General features: G+C 72.0%; 16 protein-coding genes. 9 read left to right on the forward strand and 7 right to left on the reverse strand.

Annotated elements, in window-relative coordinates:
* Window positions 1-8 precede the first annotated feature (8 nt).
* The 5 genes from ABII15_RS05265 to ABII15_RS05285 form a co-directional block, all read right to left on the reverse strand.
* On the reverse strand, window positions 9-1,130 hold the full coding sequence (locus ABII15_RS05265) for a serine hydrolase (protein WP_353941097.1): 1,122 nt from the start codon (window positions 1,128-1,130) through the stop codon (window positions 9-11).
* Window positions 1,130-2,974 carry an ABC transporter ATP-binding protein gene (locus ABII15_RS05270; protein WP_353941098.1) on the reverse strand — a complete coding sequence of 615 codons (1,845 nt, stop codon included), beginning with the start codon at window positions 2,972-2,974 and terminating at the stop codon, window positions 1,130-1,132. The genes ABII15_RS05265 and ABII15_RS05270 overlap by 1 nt, the downstream gene beginning before the upstream one ends.
* A 145-nt stretch (window positions 2,975-3,119) precedes the next feature.
* Window positions 3,120-4,013: an ABC transporter permease gene (locus ABII15_RS05275; protein ID WP_353941099.1), complete on the reverse strand. Its 894-nt coding sequence runs from the start codon at window positions 4,011-4,013 to the stop codon at window positions 3,120-3,122.
* Window positions 4,013-5,047: an ABC transporter permease gene (locus ABII15_RS05280; protein ID WP_353941100.1), complete on the reverse strand. Its 1,035-nt coding sequence runs from the start codon at window positions 5,045-5,047 to the stop codon at window positions 4,013-4,015. The genes ABII15_RS05275 and ABII15_RS05280 overlap by 1 nt, the downstream gene beginning before the upstream one ends.
* Window positions 5,028-6,626, reverse strand: a complete 1,599-nt coding sequence (locus tag ABII15_RS05285) for an ABC transporter substrate-binding protein (RefSeq protein WP_353941101.1) — start codon at window positions 6,624-6,626, stop codon at window positions 5,028-5,030. Before ABII15_RS05285 ends, ABII15_RS05280 begins: the two co-directional genes overlap by 20 nt.
* Before the next feature lie 248 nt (window positions 6,627-6,874).
* On the opposite strand from ABII15_RS05285, the gene ABII15_RS05290 reads away from it, so the two are divergent.
* From ABII15_RS05290 to ABII15_RS05320, 7 genes are all read left to right on the forward strand, one after another.
* Window positions 6,875-7,651: an IclR family transcriptional regulator gene (locus tag ABII15_RS05290; protein WP_353941102.1), complete on the forward strand. Its 777-nt coding sequence runs from the start codon at window positions 6,875-6,877 to the stop codon at window positions 7,649-7,651.
* Window positions 7,652-7,831: 180 nt separating this feature from the next.
* Window positions 7,832-8,719, forward strand: coding sequence for a 3-keto-5-aminohexanoate cleavage protein (locus ABII15_RS05295; RefSeq protein ID WP_353941103.1), 888 nt, complete (start codon window positions 7,832-7,834; stop codon window positions 8,717-8,719).
* Between the two features lie 28 nt (window positions 8,720-8,747).
* On the forward strand, window positions 8,748-9,716 hold the full coding sequence (locus tag ABII15_RS05300; protein ID WP_353941104.1) for a 3-hydroxyacyl-CoA dehydrogenase NAD-binding domain-containing protein: 969 nt from the start codon (window positions 8,748-8,750) through the stop codon (window positions 9,714-9,716).
* Entirely contained in the window at window positions 9,713-10,162 is a 450-nt protein-coding gene (locus tag ABII15_RS05305; protein WP_353941105.1) for a thioesterase family protein, read from the forward strand. Before ABII15_RS05300 ends, ABII15_RS05305 begins: the two co-directional genes overlap by 4 nt.
* 42 nt (window positions 10,163-10,204) lie before the next feature.
* Window positions 10,205-10,633, forward strand: a complete 429-nt coding sequence (locus ABII15_RS05310) for a GNAT family N-acetyltransferase (RefSeq protein WP_353941106.1) — start codon at window positions 10,205-10,207, stop codon at window positions 10,631-10,633.
* A 197-nt stretch (window positions 10,634-10,830) separates the two neighbouring features.
* Window positions 10,831-12,168: a hemolysin family protein gene (locus tag ABII15_RS05315; protein ID WP_353941107.1), complete on the forward strand. Its 1,338-nt coding sequence runs from the start codon at window positions 10,831-10,833 to the stop codon at window positions 12,166-12,168.
* Window positions 12,165-13,178, forward strand: a complete 1,014-nt coding sequence (locus ABII15_RS05320; protein ID WP_353941108.1) for a hemolysin family protein — start codon at window positions 12,165-12,167, stop codon at window positions 13,176-13,178. The genes ABII15_RS05315 and ABII15_RS05320 overlap by 4 nt, the downstream gene beginning before the upstream one ends.
* Before the next feature lie 21 nt (window positions 13,179-13,199).
* On the opposite strand, the gene ABII15_RS05325 is transcribed toward ABII15_RS05320, so the two are convergent.
* The gene (locus ABII15_RS05325) at window positions 13,200-13,460 is read right to left on the reverse strand and encodes a holin (RefSeq protein WP_353941109.1); all 261 of its coding nucleotides are present in this window, start codon (window positions 13,458-13,460) and stop codon (window positions 13,200-13,202) included.
* Between the two features lie 114 nt (window positions 13,461-13,574).
* Here ABII15_RS05325 and ABII15_RS05330 point away from each other — a divergent pair, with 114 nt between their 5' ends.
* On the forward strand, window positions 13,575-14,345 hold the full coding sequence (locus ABII15_RS05330; RefSeq protein ID WP_353941110.1) for an SGNH/GDSL hydrolase family protein: 771 nt from the start codon (window positions 13,575-13,577) through the stop codon (window positions 14,343-14,345).
* 149 nt (window positions 14,346-14,494) lie between these two features.
* Here the strand turns inward: ABII15_RS05330 and ABII15_RS05335 are convergent, their stop codons facing one another.
* Window positions 14,495-15,115 (reverse strand): TetR/AcrR family transcriptional regulator, encoded by a 621-nt coding sequence (locus ABII15_RS05335; protein WP_353941111.1) that lies wholly within the window; start codon window positions 15,113-15,115, stop codon window positions 14,495-14,497.
* A 115-nt stretch (window positions 15,116-15,230) separates the two neighbouring features.
* On the opposite strand from ABII15_RS05335, the gene ABII15_RS05340 reads away from it, so the two are divergent.
* Entirely contained in the window at window positions 15,231-16,736 is a 1,506-nt protein-coding gene (locus ABII15_RS05340) for an MFS transporter (RefSeq protein WP_353941112.1), read from the forward strand.
* The last annotated feature ends 238 nt before the right edge of the window (window positions 16,737-16,974 follow it).

A 16,974-nucleotide genomic window follows, 5' to 3' on the forward strand; every position in this document is an offset into this window, starting at 1 on the left:
GTGCCGGGTCAGGCGCGCAGGGCCGCCTCCGCGACGGCCGGGAGCGCCAGGTAGCACAGGTCGCGGTACTGCATGTCGGCCCAGGCGTCCGCGTGCGGCCAGGCCGAGGTCTTGACGACGACCACGCGCCGGTCCCGGTCGGCGTACACGAACTGGCCGCGCATGCCGTCGGCGGTGACCCGCCGCCCCGTCGTGTCCAGGGGCCACCAGTGGTGGCCGAAACCGGCGTGCGCGGTGATCGTGACCGGCAGCCGGCCCGGGTGCAGGAACGGCTCCCCGGGGCGGCTCGACGTGTCGGTCCACGCGCGAGGGACGACGGCGCGCCCGTCCCAGGTGCCGTCCATCTGGAGCTGTCCGAGGCGGGCCCAGTCGCGGGCGGTGGCCGCGAGCGAGCCGCCGGCCATGGCGACGCCGTGCGGGTCGTGGCCGACGACCGCCGGGTGCTCGGCGCCGACGGTGTCCCACAGGCGGGAGAGATGGGTGGCGAAGTCGAGGCCGGTGGCGCGTTCGCGGACCCAGTCGAGGACGAGCGAGTCGGCGGTGCAGTACGTGAAGGAGGTGCCCGGCGTCCGGCCCGGCGGGATGCGCGTGAGCTGTTCGCGGATCCCGCCCTTGCCCTCGCGGACGGGGGCGACCAGGCGCGCGGCGGGCGAGGCCGGGTCGCGGTGGTCCTCCGCCCAGTCCACTCCGGTGGTCATCGCCAGGAGATGACGGACCGTCACCTCGCGGTAGCCGCACGCCGGATCGTCGAGTTCGGGGACGTACGAGCGCGCGGGCGCGTCGATGTCGAGGTCCGGGATGTCGCCGACCAGGAGGGCGAGGGCCGACTTGGTGGCGGAGTTGCCGAGCAGCCGGTCCTCGGGCGTGACGCCGTGGAAGTAGCGCTCGTGCACCAGGGTGCCGTCGACGATCACGACCAGCGACGTGGTGAAGGTGAGGTCGAGGAACTCGTCGAGGTCCATGGTCCGTCCGGCGCCGGTGATCCGGGCGGAGAGCGGGCGCTCGGCGCGGGGCCAGGGCTGCGGGGCGGCGGCCCGGGGAATCTCGGTGGTGCAGGGGATCAGCCGCTGCGGTTCGCGCAGGGACTCGACGTCGGGGCGGATCCGGGGGTCCGCCGGTGCGGTGGCCATCAGGCGCCTTCTCCTACGGGTTCGGGGGTGCTGTCGCTCTTCCGGCCGGGGGTGTCCTCGAGCAGCTGCCGGGTGTACGGGTGCGTGGGCCGGTCCAGGACCTCGGCGGTCGGGCCCTCCTCCACGATCCGGCCGTCGGAGAGGACGGCGACCCGGGTGGCCAGCGAGCGGACGAGGGCGAGGTTGTGGGTGACGAACAGCATCGACAGGCCGCGGCTGGTGCGCAGTTCGTCGAGCAGGGTCACGATCGACGCCTGCACGGAGACGTCGAGCGCGGAGGTCACCTCGTCGCAGATCAGCAGCTCGGGCTCGCAGGCGAGCGCGCGGGCGATCGCGACGCGCTGGCGTTCGCCGCCGGAGAGCCGGTCGGGGCGCAGGTCGGCGACTCCGGGCGAGAGCATGACCTGGGCGAGGAGTTCGTGCACCCGCTCGGTGGCGGCCGCGCCGCGGGCGAGACCGAACAGCTCCAGCGGCCGACGGATGATCTTGCCGACCGTCATCCGGGGGTTCAGGGCGAGATACGGGTTCTGGAACACGTACTGGACGGCCTTGCGCAGTTCGCGGCCGCGCTGCCGGGCGCCGGGCGGCAGCGGCTCGTCCTGGAAGGTGACGGTGCCCGTCCACTCGTCGTGCAGTCCGCCGACGGCCCGCGAGAGGGTCGACTTGCCGCTGCCGGACTGGCCGACGACGGCCACGCATTCGTTGCGGCCGACGGTGAGGTCGATGCCGTGCAGGATCTGCCGGGAGCCGTAGTGGGCGGTCAGCCCCTCGACGGTGAGGACGGGGGCGGGGCGCTCGGCGTCGGCCGGCGGGGCGACGGTGAAGTGGAGCGGGCGGGCGCGGACGTGGTCCACCCGGCGGCAGCGGGCGCGCACGTCGCTGCCGGTGACGGCGGTCAGCTCCGGTTCCCGCTCCGCGCACGCCTCCTCGGCGAAGTCGCAGCGGTCGCGGAACCGGCAGCCGGTGGGGCGCCTGCCCGGCGAGGGCGTGCTGCCGGGGATGCCGGTGAGCACACGGGCCTCGTTGACGCTGGGTACGGCGGTGAGCAGGGCGCGGGTGTACGGGTGCGAGGGCGCCGCGAAGACGGTCTCGCGCGGGCCGATCTCGACGATGCGGCCCGCGTACATCACCGCGACGCGGTGCGCGAACTCGCCGACGACGGCCAGGTCGTGGGTGACGTAGACGGCCGCCACGTCGTGCCGGGCGCACAGCTCCCGGACCGTGGCGAGGACATGGGCCTGCGTGGTGACGTCGAGGCCGGTCGTCGGCTCGTCCAGGACGAGGACCTTGGGGCGCAGCGCGAACGCCATGGCGATGCCGACGCGCTGCAACTGCCCGCCGGAGAGCTGGTGCGGGTAGCGGCGCAGGAAGGCGTCGTCGTCGGGCAGCGCGACCTCGGCGAGCACCTCGCGGACGCGGGCGTCGCGCTCGGCCGGGGTGCCGGCGTGGTGGACGTCGAGCACTTCGCGGATCTGACTGCCGACGCGCATCACGGGGTTGAGGGAGGCGGCCGGGTCCTGGGGGACGTAGGCGACCTCGGAACCGCGGCGCCTGCGGGCCTCCGCGGCCGGGGCGCCGAGCAGTTCGCGTCCGTCGAGGACGACCTCGCCCGCGTCGACGCGGGCGCCGCGGCGGGTGTGGGCGAGCAGGGCCGTGGCGATGGTCGTCTTGCCGCTGCCGGACTCGCCGACCAGGGCCAGGATCTCGCCGGCCGCGACGTCGAAGGCGATGTCGTCGACGACGTCGGGGCCGGTGCGGCCGAGCACGACTCGGAGGCCGTTGACGGTGCAGGAGGCCGTGGTGTCGGTGCCGGTCGCCTCGATGTCGGTGATCGGTGGGGTCATGGGGTGGCTCCCTTGCGTTGCGGGCTGCGGGTGCGTCGTGGCTGGTCGCGCAGTTCCCCGCGCCCCTGAAGCGAGCTCCGCTCGCCCAGGGGCGCGGGGAACTGCGCGAGAAGCCCCACCGGGCGGCACCCGGCGACGAAACGGTTCACGCCCGCTCACCGGCCCCGGACCCGGCCGCAGCGCGAGCGATGCCGTCCGCGATCAGGTTCGTGCCCAGGGCCAGCACGGCGATGGCGACGACCGGCGCCAGGATCGCCCACGGCTGGACGGCGAGGGCCAGCCGGTTCTCGTTGATCATCAGGCCCCAGTCGGCGGCGCTGGGGTCGGAGGCGAAGCCGAGGAAGCCGATGGAGGCGACCAGGCCGACCGAGTAGGTGAGCCGGAGGCCGAGTTCGGCGAGGAGCGGGGCCGACATGTTCGGCAGGAGTTCGCGGAACAGGATCCGGGTCCGCTTCTCGCCGAGCGCCTCCGCGGACTGGACGAACTCGCGGGTGGCGAGGCCGGTCGTCATGCCCCGGGTGAGCCGGGCGACGCGCGGCGCGTGCGAGACGCCGACGACCAGGACGACCAGCCAGCGCTTGGGCCCGGCCACCGACAGCAGCACCAGGACCAGCACGATCTGGGGGAAGGCGAGGATCACGTCGCAGATCCGCATGATGACCTCGTCGAGCCAGCCGCGCGCGTATCCGGCGACGAGTCCGGCGGCGACGCCGAGCACCATGCCGAGGACGGTGGCGGAGACGGCGGTGACGACGACCCAGTTGCCGCCCGCGAGGAGCCGGCTCCACACGTCCTGGCCGAGGTAGTCGGTGCCGAGGAGCGCGCCGGGCGCGGCGTCCGAGTAGGGGGCGCCGACGATGTCGTTCTCGCCGTGCGGGGAGAACAGCGGGCCGAGGAAGGCGATGCCGACGATGCCGACGGTGAGCACGAGGCCGACCCAGGTGCGGCCGGAGGCGAGCGCCCCGCGCAGCCGGGGTCTGCGGGCGGCGGGATCGGCCCCGGTCGGTTCGGTGTTGGTGTCGAGTACAGCGGTGGCCATCACCGCACCCCCGTCCGGAGTTTGGGTGTCACGAGGATGGTCAGGACGTCGGCGATCAGGTTCACGACGACGTAGACGGCGGCGATCAGCAGGGCGAGTGCCTGGATCACCGGGACGTCGCGGTTGCGTACGGCGTCGACCAGGGCGGTGCCGATGCCGGGGTAGAGGAACAGGCTCTCCACCACGACGACTCCCCCGGCGAGCCAGGCGAGTTGCAGCGCCATGACCTGGATGGCGGGCACGACGGCGTTGCCGAGCGCGTGCCGGGCGACGGCGCGGCGCTCGGGGACGCCCTTGAGCCGGGCCATCTCGACGTAGTCGCTCTCCAGGACCTCGATGAGGCTGGCGCGCAGGATCCGGGCGACGTACGGGACGACGGCCAGGGTGAGGGTCGCCACCGGCAGGATCATGACGACCGGGTCGGTCCAGGGGCTGCCGGCCCAGGAGACCGCGACGGACGGCAGCCAGGTGAAGACGACCGTGGAGAAGAGGGTGACCAGGAGGATGCCGATCACGAACTCGGGGAGCGCGGCGGTGCCGAGCAGCGCGACCTGGATGACGTGGTCGACGGCGCGGTCGCGGCGGCGGGCGGAGTAGAGGGCGACGAGCGCCGACAGCGGGGCGATGATGACGGCCGAGACGGCGACCAGGACGGCGCTGTTGAGGATCTTTCCGCCGATGAGGGTGGAGACCGGGCCCTTGGTGGCGAGCGAGGTGCCGAAGTCGCCGGTGAGCACTCCGCCGAGCCAGGAGAAGTACTGGTGCACGGCCGACTGGTCGAGACCGAGTTCGGAGCGGAGCGCGGCGAGGCGTTCGGGGGTGGCCGAGCGGCCGAGGATGGCCTCGGCCGGGTCGCCGAGCAGATGCGTGGCGGTGAACACCAGCAGGGAGATCAGCCAGAGGGTGAGGACCGCCATGCCGACGCGGCGCAGCGTCCACAGGGTCCAGGTGCGTATCGGGCTGGGGGCGTCGTCGCGGTGGATGGACCCGTCCGCCGCGGGAACCGCCGCCGGCTCAGTCGCTGACCGAGACATTGCGGAACTCGTAGTTGGAGAGGGGCAGGTTGGCGTTCGGGGTGAAGCCGGTGACGTTGGCCGCGTAGGCGTCCACCTGGTTCTTGAACCCCCAGACGATGTGCCCGCCGCGGTCGTACTCGATCTTCTGGGCGGCCTGGAGCAGTTCCTTGCGTTTGTCGGCGTCGAATTCGCGTCGGGCCCGGGCCATGAGGCTGTTGAACTCCGGATCGTTCCAGTGGGTTTCGTTGTACGGGGAGGACTTCAGGGATCCGGAGTCCACCTGCGGGACGTAGTTCCGGGTGATCCAGTAGTCCTGGGCGAGGGGCCAGCTGAGGTAGCGGTCGCCGTAGAAGGTCGCGGCGTCGGTGATGCGGACGTCGACCTTGACGCCGGCGCCCTTGGCCTGGTGGGCGAAGAGCTGGGCGGCCTCGATGGAGCCGGCGCCGATGCCGGAGGAGGTGACGAGTTCCACGCTGAGGTTCTCGTGGCCGGCCGCCTTGAGGAGCGAGCGCGCGCGGCCCAGGTCCTGGTGGCGCTGGGGCAGTTGACTCGCGTAGGCGACGTCGAGCGGCGCGTACATGTCGTTGCCGACGCGCCCCTGACCGCCGAGCGCCTGGTCCACCATCTGCGGCCGGTCGACGATGAGCCGGAAGGCCTGGCGGACCCGGACGTCGTCGAAGGGGGCGGTGTCGACGCGCATCGTGATGGGGTTCCAGGAGCCGGTCTTGGAGATCAGCACCTGCCCGCCCTGGTTCTTGATCATGTCGATGTAGGCGGGCGGCAGGTTGTCGATGGCGTCGAGCTGTCTGCTCAGCAGTGCGTTGATCTTCGCGGTGTCGTCGGCGAAGTCGAGGATGACCACTTCGTCGAGGTAGGCGGGCCGGCGCCAGTAGCCGTCGAACCGCCGGAAGGTGGAGCGGTCGCCGGGCTTGAACGACTGGTAGCTGAACGGCCCGGTCCCGACGGGGTGCTTGAGGTCGAAGTCCTCGGGGATGATGCCGAGCGTGTACTGGGCGAGCAGATCCTCGAACAGGGCGTACGGGGTCTTCAGCGGGATCCGCACCGTGGTGGCGTTCTCCCGCTTCAGGCCCTGGGCGTCGAGCATCTCGAGGCTGCCGGCGCCGGCGGTGGGCGCCTTGGGGTCGACGACGCGGCGCAGGGTCGCGATGACATCGTTGGCATCGAGCGTCTTGCCGTTGTGGAACTCGATGCCCTTGCGCAGCTTGACCACCCAGGTCTTGCCGTCCTTGGACGATTCGAGGGACTCGGCGAGCAGCGGCCTGATGCGGTAGTCGGCGTCGTGCGTGAAGAGCGGCTCGAAGAGGTTCACGACGCGCGACTGGTCGGGGTACGTCAGCGGGCTGTGCGGGTCGAGGCTGTCCTTGGCGCTGCCGCCGCTGACGCCGACGCGCAGCGTGCCGCCGCGCCGCGGCTTCCCGTTCGAGGCGGCGACGGTGGGCCGGGAGCACGCGCTCAGCAGGCCCGCGGCGGGCACGGCGCCGGCGAGCAGGGCGCCGCCGCGCAGTACGCCGCGGCGGCTCAGCCCGCGGGACCGGACCCGGACATCGTCGCCGGGCGGAGAAACACTGTCGGACATGGTGGGGCCTCGCCTCCAGATCACAAGACGTGCGTGACGTTCACATGGCGCGATCGCCGCTCGGATGCTGAGAACATAGGGACGGCCGCGAGGGAGGTCAAGTGAGGAAGATCCAGGTCACAGGCCGTGCGCCTGCGCTCCTGCCCACGATGAACACTTGTATTCCCCCCAATGAACAACCGGGCTAGAGAGCCGAGGGACAGATACCTATGCCGAACACCGGGCACACACCGGACGACAGTGAATCCGTGCAGGTCAACGAGGGTGCGAGCCCGTCGGGCAAGGTCCAGTCCCTGGAGCGCGCGATCACCCTGCTGCGGGCGACGGCGGACAGCGCGCCGGACGGCGACACCGCCACGAATCTCGCCGCCCGCTGCGCGTTGAACCGGGCGACGGCCTGGCGGCTGCTGTCGACCATGGAGCGGTTCGGCCTGGTGGAGCGCAGCCCGGTCACCAACCGCTACACGATCGGCTTCGAGGTGGCCCGGATGGCGTCGGTCGCCGGGTACGACGGGCTGATCCGCCGGGCCCACGGCACCCTGCGCCGGGTCAGCGAGCAGACCGGCGAGACGGCCGACCTGGCGGTGGTGCAGCAGCTCGGGCTCACCTACGTCGACGAGGTGACGCCGCCGGTGGTGCTCAGCGCCAAGTGGCTCGGCCGGCAGGTGCCGCTGCACGCCACGTCCACCGGCAAGGCCCTGCTCGCCTGGCTGCCCGAGGAGGAGGGGGACGCGCTGCTCGGCGACGCGCTGGAGGCGTACACGGACACGACGATCACCGACCGGCGACGGCTCAGGGCCGATCTCGAACGGACCCGGGAGCGCGGCTACAGCGTCTGCGTGGGCGAGATGGAACGCAGCCTGTACGGAGTCTCCGCACCGGTGCTCGGCAGCCGGGGCCGGCCGTTCGCGGTCGTCAGCATCTGGGGTCCGCACGACCGGGTCCCGGAGTCGCGGTTCGAGACGCTCGGGCCGCTCGCGCGGGCCGCGGCGGAGGAGATCGCACGGGCCACGGAGACGCTCTGACACCGCTTCGCCGGCCATTCTCCGACCCGTTCTCCGCGTTCATTTTGCGCGATGGCCGCTCGCATCATGAAACACGGGCTTGAGTTGGCCGCCCGTCCGTGGTTACGGTCGTGACGTCCCGTCCCCGACCCCTTTTCCGTCGCCCGCCCGCCTCCCTCCCGAGAGGAACCGACGCGACCCATGAACCAGGACGTCATCATCACCTGCGCCCTCACCGGCGCCGGTGACACCGTGCGCAAGAGCCCCCACGTCCCCGTCACCCCCGAACAGATCGCCGCCTCCGCGGTGCAGGCCGCCGAGGCCGGTGCCGCCGCGGTCCACATCCACGTACGCGATCCGGAGACCGGTGCGCCGTCCCGCGATCCGCGGCTGTACCGCGAGGTCGTCGAGCGCATCAAGGAGACCGGCACCGACGTCGTCATCAACCTCACCGCCGGCATGGGCGGCGACCTGGTCGTCGACCCCGACGAGCCGTTGCGGCACCTGCCCGGCACCGATCTCGTGGGCGGCCTGGAGCGGCTGCCGCACGTCGAGCAACTGCTGCCGGACATCTGCACCTTGGACTGCGGCTCGCTGAACTTCGGCGACGGCTCGAACCTCTACATCTCCACGCCCGACATGCTGCGGGCCGGAGCCAAGCGCATCCAGGAGCTGGGCGTGCGCCCGGAGTTGGAGATCTTCGACACCGGACACCTCTGGTTCGCCAAGCAGTTGCTCGCCGAGGGGCTGCTCGACGACCCGACCGTGTTCCAGCTCTGCATGGGCGTCCCGTGGGGCGCGCCCGCCGATCCCGGGGTGCTCCAGTCGATGGTCAACATGCTGCCCGAGGGCGCGCAGTGGGCGAGCTTCGCGCTCGGCCGGATGCAGATGCCGTGGGTGGCGCAGTCCGTCCTGCTCGGCGGGCACGTACGCGTCGGCCTGGAGGACAACCTGTATCTCGGCAAGGGCGTCAAGGCCACCAACGCCCAGCTCGTGGAGCGTGCCGTGACCATCGTCGAGGCGATGGGCGCCCGGGTCGCCACCCCCGACGAGGCCCGTCTCAAGCTCGGCCTGAAGCCCCGCGGTTGAGCACCGACCACCCCCCAAGGAGCCTTAGTTGAGTTCCCCGAAGAGGACCTCCCCCGAGTCCGTGCGCCGGGTCGCCTGTGTCGGCGCCGGTGTGATCGGCGGCGGCTGGGTCGCCCATTTCCTCGGCCGCGGCTACGACGTCACCGCGTGGGACCCGGCGCCCGACGCCGAGGCCCGGCTGCGCCGGCTGGTGGCCGCGGCCTGGCCCGCGCTCGAACAGCTGGGGCTGGCCCCCGGCGCGTCGCCGGACCGGCTCACCGTCACCGGCACGCTCGAAGAGGCCGTCGCCGACGCCGAGTTCGTGCAGGAGAGCGCTCCGGAGAAGCTGGAGCTGAAGCGTGAACTGCTCGCGAAACTGGACGCGGCGACCCCCGCCGGGGTCGTGATCGCCTCCTCCACCTCCGGCTACCCGATGACGGACATGCAGACGGCGGCGGCCGCCCCGGGCCGTCTCGTCGTCGGGCATCCCTTCAACCCGCCGTACCTGATCCCGCTCGTCGAGGTGGCGGGCGGCGAGCGGACCGACCCGGACGCCGTGGGCTGGCTGTCCCGCTTCTACGAGTGCGCGGGCAAGTCCGTGATCACCATGGACCGGGAGGTCCCCGGCTTCATCGCCAACCGCCTCCAGGAGGCCCTGTGGCGCGAGGCCCTGCACATGGTGGCGAACGGGGAGGCGACGGTCGCCGACATCGACCGGTCCATCACCGAGGGGCCCGGTCTGCGCTGGGCGGTCATGGGCCCGATGCTCACGTTCGCGCTGGCGGGCGGCGAGGGCGGCATGGCCCACATGCTCGACCACTTCGGGCCGTCCCTGAAGTCCCCGTGGACCCGGCTCGAAGCGCCGGAGCTCGACAAGGAGCTGTACGACGCCGTGGTGTCCGGCTGCGACGACGCCGCCGACGGGCGTACGGTCGCCGACCTGGTCGGCGAGCGCGACCGGGGCGTCATCGCCGTCCTGCGTGCGACCGGACGGCTGCCCCGGGACGGTGACGCGTGAGCGGCCTCCCGCTGTTCCACGAGACCGTGCGGCCCGAGTGGATCGACTACAACGGTCACATGAGCGAGGCGTTCTACGTCCTGGTCTTCGGGTTCGCGACCGACGCGCTGATGGACCGTACGGGCGTCGACGCCGCGTACCGCGAGCGCACCGGCTGTTCGCTGTACACCGTCGAGTCCCATGTCCGCTATCTGCGGGACGTCCCCGAGGGGACCGCGCTCACCGTGCGGACGCGGGTGCTCGGCGCGGCCGGGAAGAAGGTCCGGTTCGCGCACGAGATGTTCGCGGGCGGCCCGGACGCCGTCGCCACCATCGAGCTGCTCGCCCTGTACGTGGATCAGAAGGCGGGCCGGGCGGTCGCCTTCCCCGACGCGCTGCGGGACCGGCTCGCGGCACTGGCGGAACCGGCGCCGCCGTGGGCGGGGCGGTCGGTCACCGGCCCCTGAAAGCCATTGCGGGGCGTGGCCCCGCCTGATTGCCTACGCGCCATGAACGATCTCCGTATCCGGTCCGCCGCCCCCACCGATCTCGACGCCGTGCTCGCCTTCTGGAAGGTGGCCGCCGAGGGCACCAGCATCAGTGACGACCGTACGGGCGTGGAGCGCCTGGTCGCCCGCGACCACGAGGCGCTGCTGCTCGCCGAGCGGGACGGGGAGCTGGTGGGGACGGTGATCGCCGGGTTCGACGGCTGGCGGTGCCATCTGTACCGCCTCGCCGTCCACCCGGACGCGCGCCGGCAGGGCGTCGGATCGGCGCTGCTCGCCGCGGCCGAGGAGCGGTTCCTGGCACTCGGCGGGCGGCGCGGCGACGCGATGGTCCTGGACCGCAACGACCGGGCACACCACGCGTGGAAGGCCGCCGGTTACGCCCCCGAGCCGCAGTGGAGCCGGTGGGTCAAGCCGCTGACCGAGCAGTAGCGCATCGTTTACTTTGCCGGTCCTTTACCATGGGCATGTGCCTCGCATCGCGCGAGGCACACCAACTTCTCCAGCGAAAGGTGTGAGCGTCCGCCCATGGGCGAGCCTCCCAGTACCCGGTCGATTCCCCTGCGCGGTCCCCGAGACCGCGCGCCGCAGCCGTCCCTGGCCGATCATGGGACGGAGGTGACGACCCGATGACGACCGAAGTGCTCCTGCTCGCCGTGGCAGTCCTGCTCTCGCTGGCCTGCGGCGCCTTCGTCGCCGCGGAGTTCTCGCTCACCACCGTCGAGCGCGGTGAGCTGGAGGACGCCGTCGAGCGCGGCGAGCGCGGTGCCGCCGGCGCCCTGAAGGCGGTGCGCGCCCTCACCTTCCAGCTCTCGGGCGCCCAGCTCGGCATCACCGTCACCAATCTGGTCGTCGGCATGCTCGCCGAGCCGTCCATCGCCAAGCTCATCGCGGGACCGCTGGAGGCCGTCGGCATTCCGAAGAGCGCGTCGTCGTCGGTGGCGCTCGTGCTGGGCACCGCGCTGTCGACCGTGTTCCTGATGGTCGTCGGTGAGCTGGTGCCGAAGAACTGGGCGATCTCCTCGCCGCTGGCGGTCGCCAAGCGGGTGGCGACGCCGCAGCGCTGGTTCAGCGCGATCTTCCGGCCGTTCATCACGCACCTGAACAACACGGCGAACCGGCTCGTGCGCCGCTTCGGCATCGAACCGACCGAGGAGCTGGCCTCCGCGCGCGGTCCGCAGGAGCTGATGGCCCTGGCCCGCCACTCCGCGAAGGAGGGCGCGCTGGAGGCGGACACCGCCGAGCTGTTCGTGCGCACCCTGAACCTGGCCGACCTGACCGCGGAGAACGTGATGACGCCGCGCGTCCAGGTCGTCGCCCTCGACGTGCAGGCCACCTGCGAGGACGTGGCGAACGCGACCCGCGCGACCGGCCTGTCCCGCTTCCCCGTCTTCCGCGGCAACCTCGACACCGTCGTCGGCATCGTCCACATCAAGGACGTCCTCGCCGTGCCCGCCGGGCAGCGCGCCCGCAAGAGCGTGTCCGAGCTGCTGCGCGAACCGCTCCTGGTGCCCGAGACGCTCTCCGTCGACCAGCTCCTCGACCGGCTGTCCGGCAAGCGCACCATGGCCGTGGTCATCGACGAGTACGGCGGTACCGCCGGCGTGGCCACGCTGGAGGACATCGTCGAGGAGGTCGTCGGCGAGGTGCGCGACGAGCACGACCCGCACGAGACGTCGGACATCGCGCCCGCGGGCTCGGACGACGAGGGCCGGGCCGTGTACTCGGCCGACGGCGCCGCCCGCACCGACCAGCTCGCCCGGGTCGGGCTGCGCACGCCCGACGGCCCGTACGAGACCCTCGCCGGGCTCGTCGCCACCGAGCTGGGCCGCATCCCCGACATCGGCGACACGGTCGAGGTCGCCGGGTGGCGGCTCGACGTCGTGGACGCGCACGGACACCGTGCCGCCCGTGTCCTGCTGCACGCCCCGCTCGCCACCGACACCGCGCGGGAGGACGCCCGATGATCGCGATCCAGCTCCTGATCGGTCTGGCGACCCTCGTCGTCAACGCCTTCTTCGTCGGCGCCGAGTTCGCGCTGATCTCCGTACGCCGCAGCCAGATCGAACCGCATGCCGAAGAAGGGAACCGCAGGGCGCGCAGCGTCCTGTGGGGCCTGGAGCACGTGTCGGCGCTGCTGGCCGCGGCCCAGCTCGGCATCACGCTGTGCACCCTGGTGCTCGGCATCGTCGCCGAACCGGCGATCGCGCATCTGCTGGAGCCGGTCTTCGACGCCGTCGGGATGCCGCACGGCCTGGTCCACCCGATCGCGTTCGTGATCGCGCTGACGGTGGCCACGTATCTGCACATGCTGCTGGGCGAGATGGTGCCGAAGAACATCGCGCTCGCCGAACCGGTGCGCTCCGCGCTGCTGCTCGGCCCGCCGCTGGTCGCCCTCGCGCGCGCCCTGCGCCCGGTGATCTTCGCGATCAACGCCTTCGCGAACACGCTGCTGAAGCTGTTGCGCGTGGAGACGAAGGACGAGGTCGCGGCGACGTTCTCGGACAGTGAGCTGGCCCGGCTGGTCCGGGACTCCTCCGAGGCCGGCCTGATCGACGACCGTGCGCAGGAACGCCTGCACGACGCCCTGGAGCTGGGCCGCCGCCCGGTCAAGGACGTCGTGCTGCCGCTGGAGAAGGTCGTCTACGCGCGCGTGGGCGTCACGCCCGAGCAGTTGGAGCAGCTGTCCGCCGAGTCCGGGTTCTCACGGTTCCCGGTCGTGGACGAGAGCCGGCGCATCGTCGGTTACCTCCATGTGAAGGACGCGCTGGACGCGATGCCCCGCGACCTGCCGTTCCGGGTGCCGGACATGCGGTCCATCGCGCGCGTGCGCGAGGCGACGCCGCTGGACGACGTGCTGACCGCGATGCGGCGCAGCCGGACACATGTCGCGGCGGTGCTCGGCGCGGACGGGCGGCTCGCCGGTCTGGTCACCATGGAGGACCTGCTGCGGGAGCTGTTCGGGCAGACCGCGTGAGGGCTCGGTCCGCGTGAGGGTTCAGTCCGTGGGCCGGGGCGCGGGCTGCGGCGTGGGGGTCTCCAGGAGGCCCGGGCCGTGCGGGCCGACGCCCGCGGCGCCGAGTGCGGTGAGGACCGCGAGGACCGTGGCCAGGCCCGCGGTGCCGAGCGCCGCCGCCCAGTCGACGTTCAGCAGATTGGTCGCCCCGGCGACCAGGACGGCCGCGAGGGACTGTGCGAAGGTCCTGACGGCGCGCTCGGCGGTGGCCTTCCAGAAGGCCGCCGTCCACATGCTGCTCATGCCCATGACGCTCTCCCCGTTTCTTTCGGTGTTCATGGCATACCGCCGCTGCCGCCCACTGCCCAGACCTGCGGCGCGCGCGACCTCGGTGGCCGGGATACGATCGCTGGCGCCATGCAGATGAATGCCAACTACACCAGTCTTGTCGCGGTCGGCGACTCCTTCACCGAGGGCATGTCGGACCTGCTGCCCGACGGTTCCTACCGCGGCTGGGCCGACCTGCTGGCCGGCCGGATGGCGGCGCACACCCCCGGCTTCCGGTACGCGAACCTGGCGGTGCGCGGCAAGCTGATCGGGCAGATCGTCGACGAGCAGGTCGATGTCGCCGCCGCCATGAAGCCCGACGTGATCACGCTCGTGGGCGGCCTCAACGACACCCTGCGCCCCAAGGTCGACATGGTCCGGGTCCGCGACCTGCTCACCGAGGCCGTCGAGAAGCTCGCGCCGTCCTGCGAGCAGTTGGTCCTGATGCGCAGTCCCGGGCGCAACGGGCCGGTCATGGAGCGGTTCCGGCCGCGCATGGAGGAGCTGTTCACCTGCATCGACGACCTCGCGGCCCGGCACGGCGCCGTCGTCGTCGACCTGTACGGGGCGGGTGTCCTCGGCGACCAGCGGCTGTGGGACGTCGACCGGCTGCACCTGACGGCGGAGGGCCACCGCCGGGTCGCCGAGGCCGTCTGGCAGGCGCTCGGTTACGAGCCCGGGGACGACTGGCGCGCGCCGCTGCCGCCCGCGGTCAGGGCGACCTGGGCGACGCGGCGGGTCAGCGACGCCCGCTTCGCCAAGCAGCACCTGGTCCCGTGGATCGGGCGCCGGCTGACCGGCCGGTCCTCCGGCGACGGCCGCCCGCCGAAGCGGGCCGACCTCACCCCGTACGACAGCTGACCGCCGCCGGGCGGCGGGGCCCGGCGGCGCTCTCGTAGCCGCGAACGCAAGGGCCCGCGGCCAGGGCGACTAGACCTTTACCGAATAGACCTTTATCGAACGCCGAGGAATCGGCCAAGGCCCAGAACTTCGCGAACGCCGACCGCGCGTCAGGCGGTAGAGGTCAGCGCGGCGGGGAGCTTGGCGAAGGTCTCCTCGACCAGTTTCGTCAAGCCGTCGCGGCCTCCGCGACCGCCCTGTGCCGTCCAGTGCAGGGAAGCCGTGCGCCAGGTGGCCACGAAGATCTCCACGGTCAGCGAGAGAAGCACCTCGTCGGTGTCGGCGCCGACGGAACCATGCACCGCCTCGACCAGGGCTCGCGTCGTGTCCTGGCAGTAGCCCAGGCTGTGCGCCTGCAGCGCGGGTGCGGCCTCCGCCAGCTCGCGGGTGGCCAGGAAGCGGCGGTCCCAGTCCGGGTCCATGGCGCTCAAGGTGGTTCCCAGCGCCAGGCGGAGAGCCTCGAGGAGCGGGCCGTCCATCTCCGAGGTGGCCACGTGATCGAGATAGGCCGACCACAGGTCACTGTCGGCGGCCAGCGCGACGTCTTCCTTGGAAGGGTAGTTCCGGAAGAAGGTCCGCTTGGACACCTCCACGGCATCACACAGGTCATCCAGCGTGGTGGCGTCGTACCCGCGTTCGGTGAACAGGCGGAGCGCGGTCTCGGCCAGGGCCCTGCGAGTGCGCGCCTTCTTCCGTTCGCGCAGCGGCAGGTCACGCAGGTCATCACTCACACCATGAGGCTATCACTCGGGGGCTGTTGCCCTTTGACAGCTAATGCCACTGAGTGGCACTGTCGCCTCGGTGGCCAATCGTGGCCGCTGAACTCCCGTGAAGGAGCCTGGATTCGTGACTACCGCGCCCATGGGCCGCTCCCGTCCGGCGATCACGCTGGTGGTGGTGCTACTGGCCTTCCTCACCGTGCCGATGTCCATCTCCGGAGCAGCCGTCGCGCTGCCCGGCATCGGTGAGGACCTGCACACCGCAGGCGCACCGCTGCAATGGGTCATGAACGCCTACAACTTGACGTTCGCCTCGTTCACGCTGGTCTCCGGCTCCGCGGCCGACCTGGTGGGGCGCCGGCGGGCCTTCGTGATCGGCGGCGGGGTGTTCGCCGTCGGCTCGCTCGCCGCCGCGTCCGCGTCCGACATCGTCCTGCTGGACATCGCCCGTGCTCTGTCGGGTATCGGTGCGGCCGGTGTGTTCGCCAGCGGCGGCGCAATTCTGGCCACCACCTTCGACGGCGCCGCGCGCACCCGCGCGTTCGCGGCGCTCGGCAGCGCCGCCGGACTCGGCCTGGCGGCCGGACCCACCCTGTCGGGCTGGCTGGTCAGCGGGCTGGGATGGCGCGCCGCCTTCGGACTGCACGCCGCCGTGCTGGCGGTGGCCCTCGCCGGTGCCGGCTGCATCGCCGAATCCCGCGCCGAGCGGAGGCCCCGCCTGGACGTGACCGGCGCTGTCGTGTTCGTCGCCGGCCTCGGCACGCTGGTCCTGGGCTCGGTCCAGGGGCCGGAGTGGGGCTGGGCGAGCCCCGGTGTGCTGGCGCTGCTCGTCGTCGGCGTGGGGCTCCTCGTGCTCTTCGTCGTCCTCCAGGCCCGCTCCGCCGCCCCGCTGCTCGACCTGACGCTGGTGAAGAACCGCCGCTTCCTGGCCCTGTGCATGGTGCCCGTCGTATCGACCTTCGGCTTCGTGACGCTGCTGACCTACCTGCCCACGTACCTCATGGGTGCGAGCGGCCTCTCCCCGCAGCGCGCCGGAACGGTGCTGCTGCTGATGACCGCACCGGTGCTCCTGGCGCCGCCGCTGGCCGGAGGACTGGTCAACCGGGGTGTTTCGGCCCGCACGGTGATCGCGATTTCCTTGGTGATGTTCGCCGGCGGGAACGCATGGCTCACGGTGATCACCCCTTCCGCCTCGGTCGCCGTGATCGCCGGGCCGCTGCTGCTGACCGGGCTGGGCGCCGGGCTGTCCTTCGGCGTGGGGGACGGTGCGGCGATGAGCCTCGTCGAGCCCGAGCAGGCCGGGATGGCCACCGGGTTCCTCAACACCATGCGCATCGGCAGCGAGGCCATCGTCATCGCCGTGTACGGCGCGGTGCTGGTCAGCCTGGTCAGCACCCGCGTCGGCTCCCGGGGGCTTGCCGAGGAGGTTGCCGCGGGAGATCTGACCGGCGGTGACTCCGGGACGCTGGCCGACGGGTTCACCCACGCCCTGCATGTCGCCCTGACCGGAACGGCCGCCGCGTGCACGATCGGGGCGGTGGCCATCGCCGCCGCATTGGCCCCGCCACGCCGCGACATCACAGCGACGAGCGTCCCTGCCAAGGACCCCCAACTGCCCACCGAGCTTGCCTGACCGGGCACATCGAGGGCCTTGGAGATGTCACCGTCGGGCTTGACGTCACCGTGCGGGCGTCAGCAGGGGGCATGCGCCGCCGGAGCGCACCCCCTCGGCGTCACAGTGGAAGGCAACCCCGGGCGTCCGCTCGCTCCCAGCACTCAGACGCGCGATGTCCTCCATGCCCTCTGACCTGTACGTTCCTACATCACATGGACTGTTCGGAGCCTGTACGGACGCCCGGTAAACTCCGTAC

The sequence above is a fragment of the Streptomyces sp. HUAS MG91 genome, assembly GCF_040529335.1.
GTDB lineage: Bacteria > Actinomycetota > Actinomycetes > Streptomycetales > Streptomycetaceae > Streptomyces > Streptomyces tabacisoli.

Excerpts from the sequence above, each read along its gene's own strand:
- ABII15_RS05275 (WP_353941099.1), bottom strand. The coding sequence starts at position 4,013 with ATGGCCACCGCTGTACTCGACACCAACACCGAACCGACCGGGGCCGAT.
- ABII15_RS05330 (WP_353941110.1), top strand. The coding sequence starts at position 13,575 with ATGCAGATGAATGCCAACTACACCAGTCTTGTCGCGGTCGGCGACTCC.
- ABII15_RS05265 (WP_353941097.1), bottom strand. The coding sequence starts at position 1,130 with ATGGCCACCGCACCGGCGGACCCCCGGATCCGCCCCGACGTCGAGTCC.
- ABII15_RS05295 (WP_353941103.1), top strand. The coding sequence starts at position 7,832 with ATGAACCAGGACGTCATCATCACCTGCGCCCTCACCGGCGCCGGTGAC.
- ABII15_RS05325 (WP_353941109.1), bottom strand. The coding sequence starts at position 13,460 with ATGAGCAGCATGTGGACGGCGGCCTTCTGGAAGGCCACCGCCGAGCGC.
- ABII15_RS05285 (WP_353941101.1), bottom strand. The coding sequence starts at position 6,626 with ATGTCCGACAGTGTTTCTCCGCCCGGCGACGATGTCCGGGTCCGGTCC.
- ABII15_RS05280 (WP_353941100.1), bottom strand. The coding sequence starts at position 5,047 with ATGTCTCGGTCAGCGACTGAGCCGGCGGCGGTTCCCGCGGCGGACGGG.
- ABII15_RS05310 (WP_353941106.1), top strand. The coding sequence starts at position 10,205 with ATGAACGATCTCCGTATCCGGTCCGCCGCCCCCACCGATCTCGACGCC.
- ABII15_RS05320 (WP_353941108.1), top strand. The coding sequence starts at position 12,165 with ATGATCGCGATCCAGCTCCTGATCGGTCTGGCGACCCTCGTCGTCAAC.
- ABII15_RS05315 (WP_353941107.1), top strand. The coding sequence starts at position 10,831 with ATGACGACCGAAGTGCTCCTGCTCGCCGTGGCAGTCCTGCTCTCGCTG.
- ABII15_RS05270 (WP_353941098.1), bottom strand. The coding sequence starts at position 2,974 with ATGACCCCACCGATCACCGACATCGAGGCGACCGGCACCGACACCACG.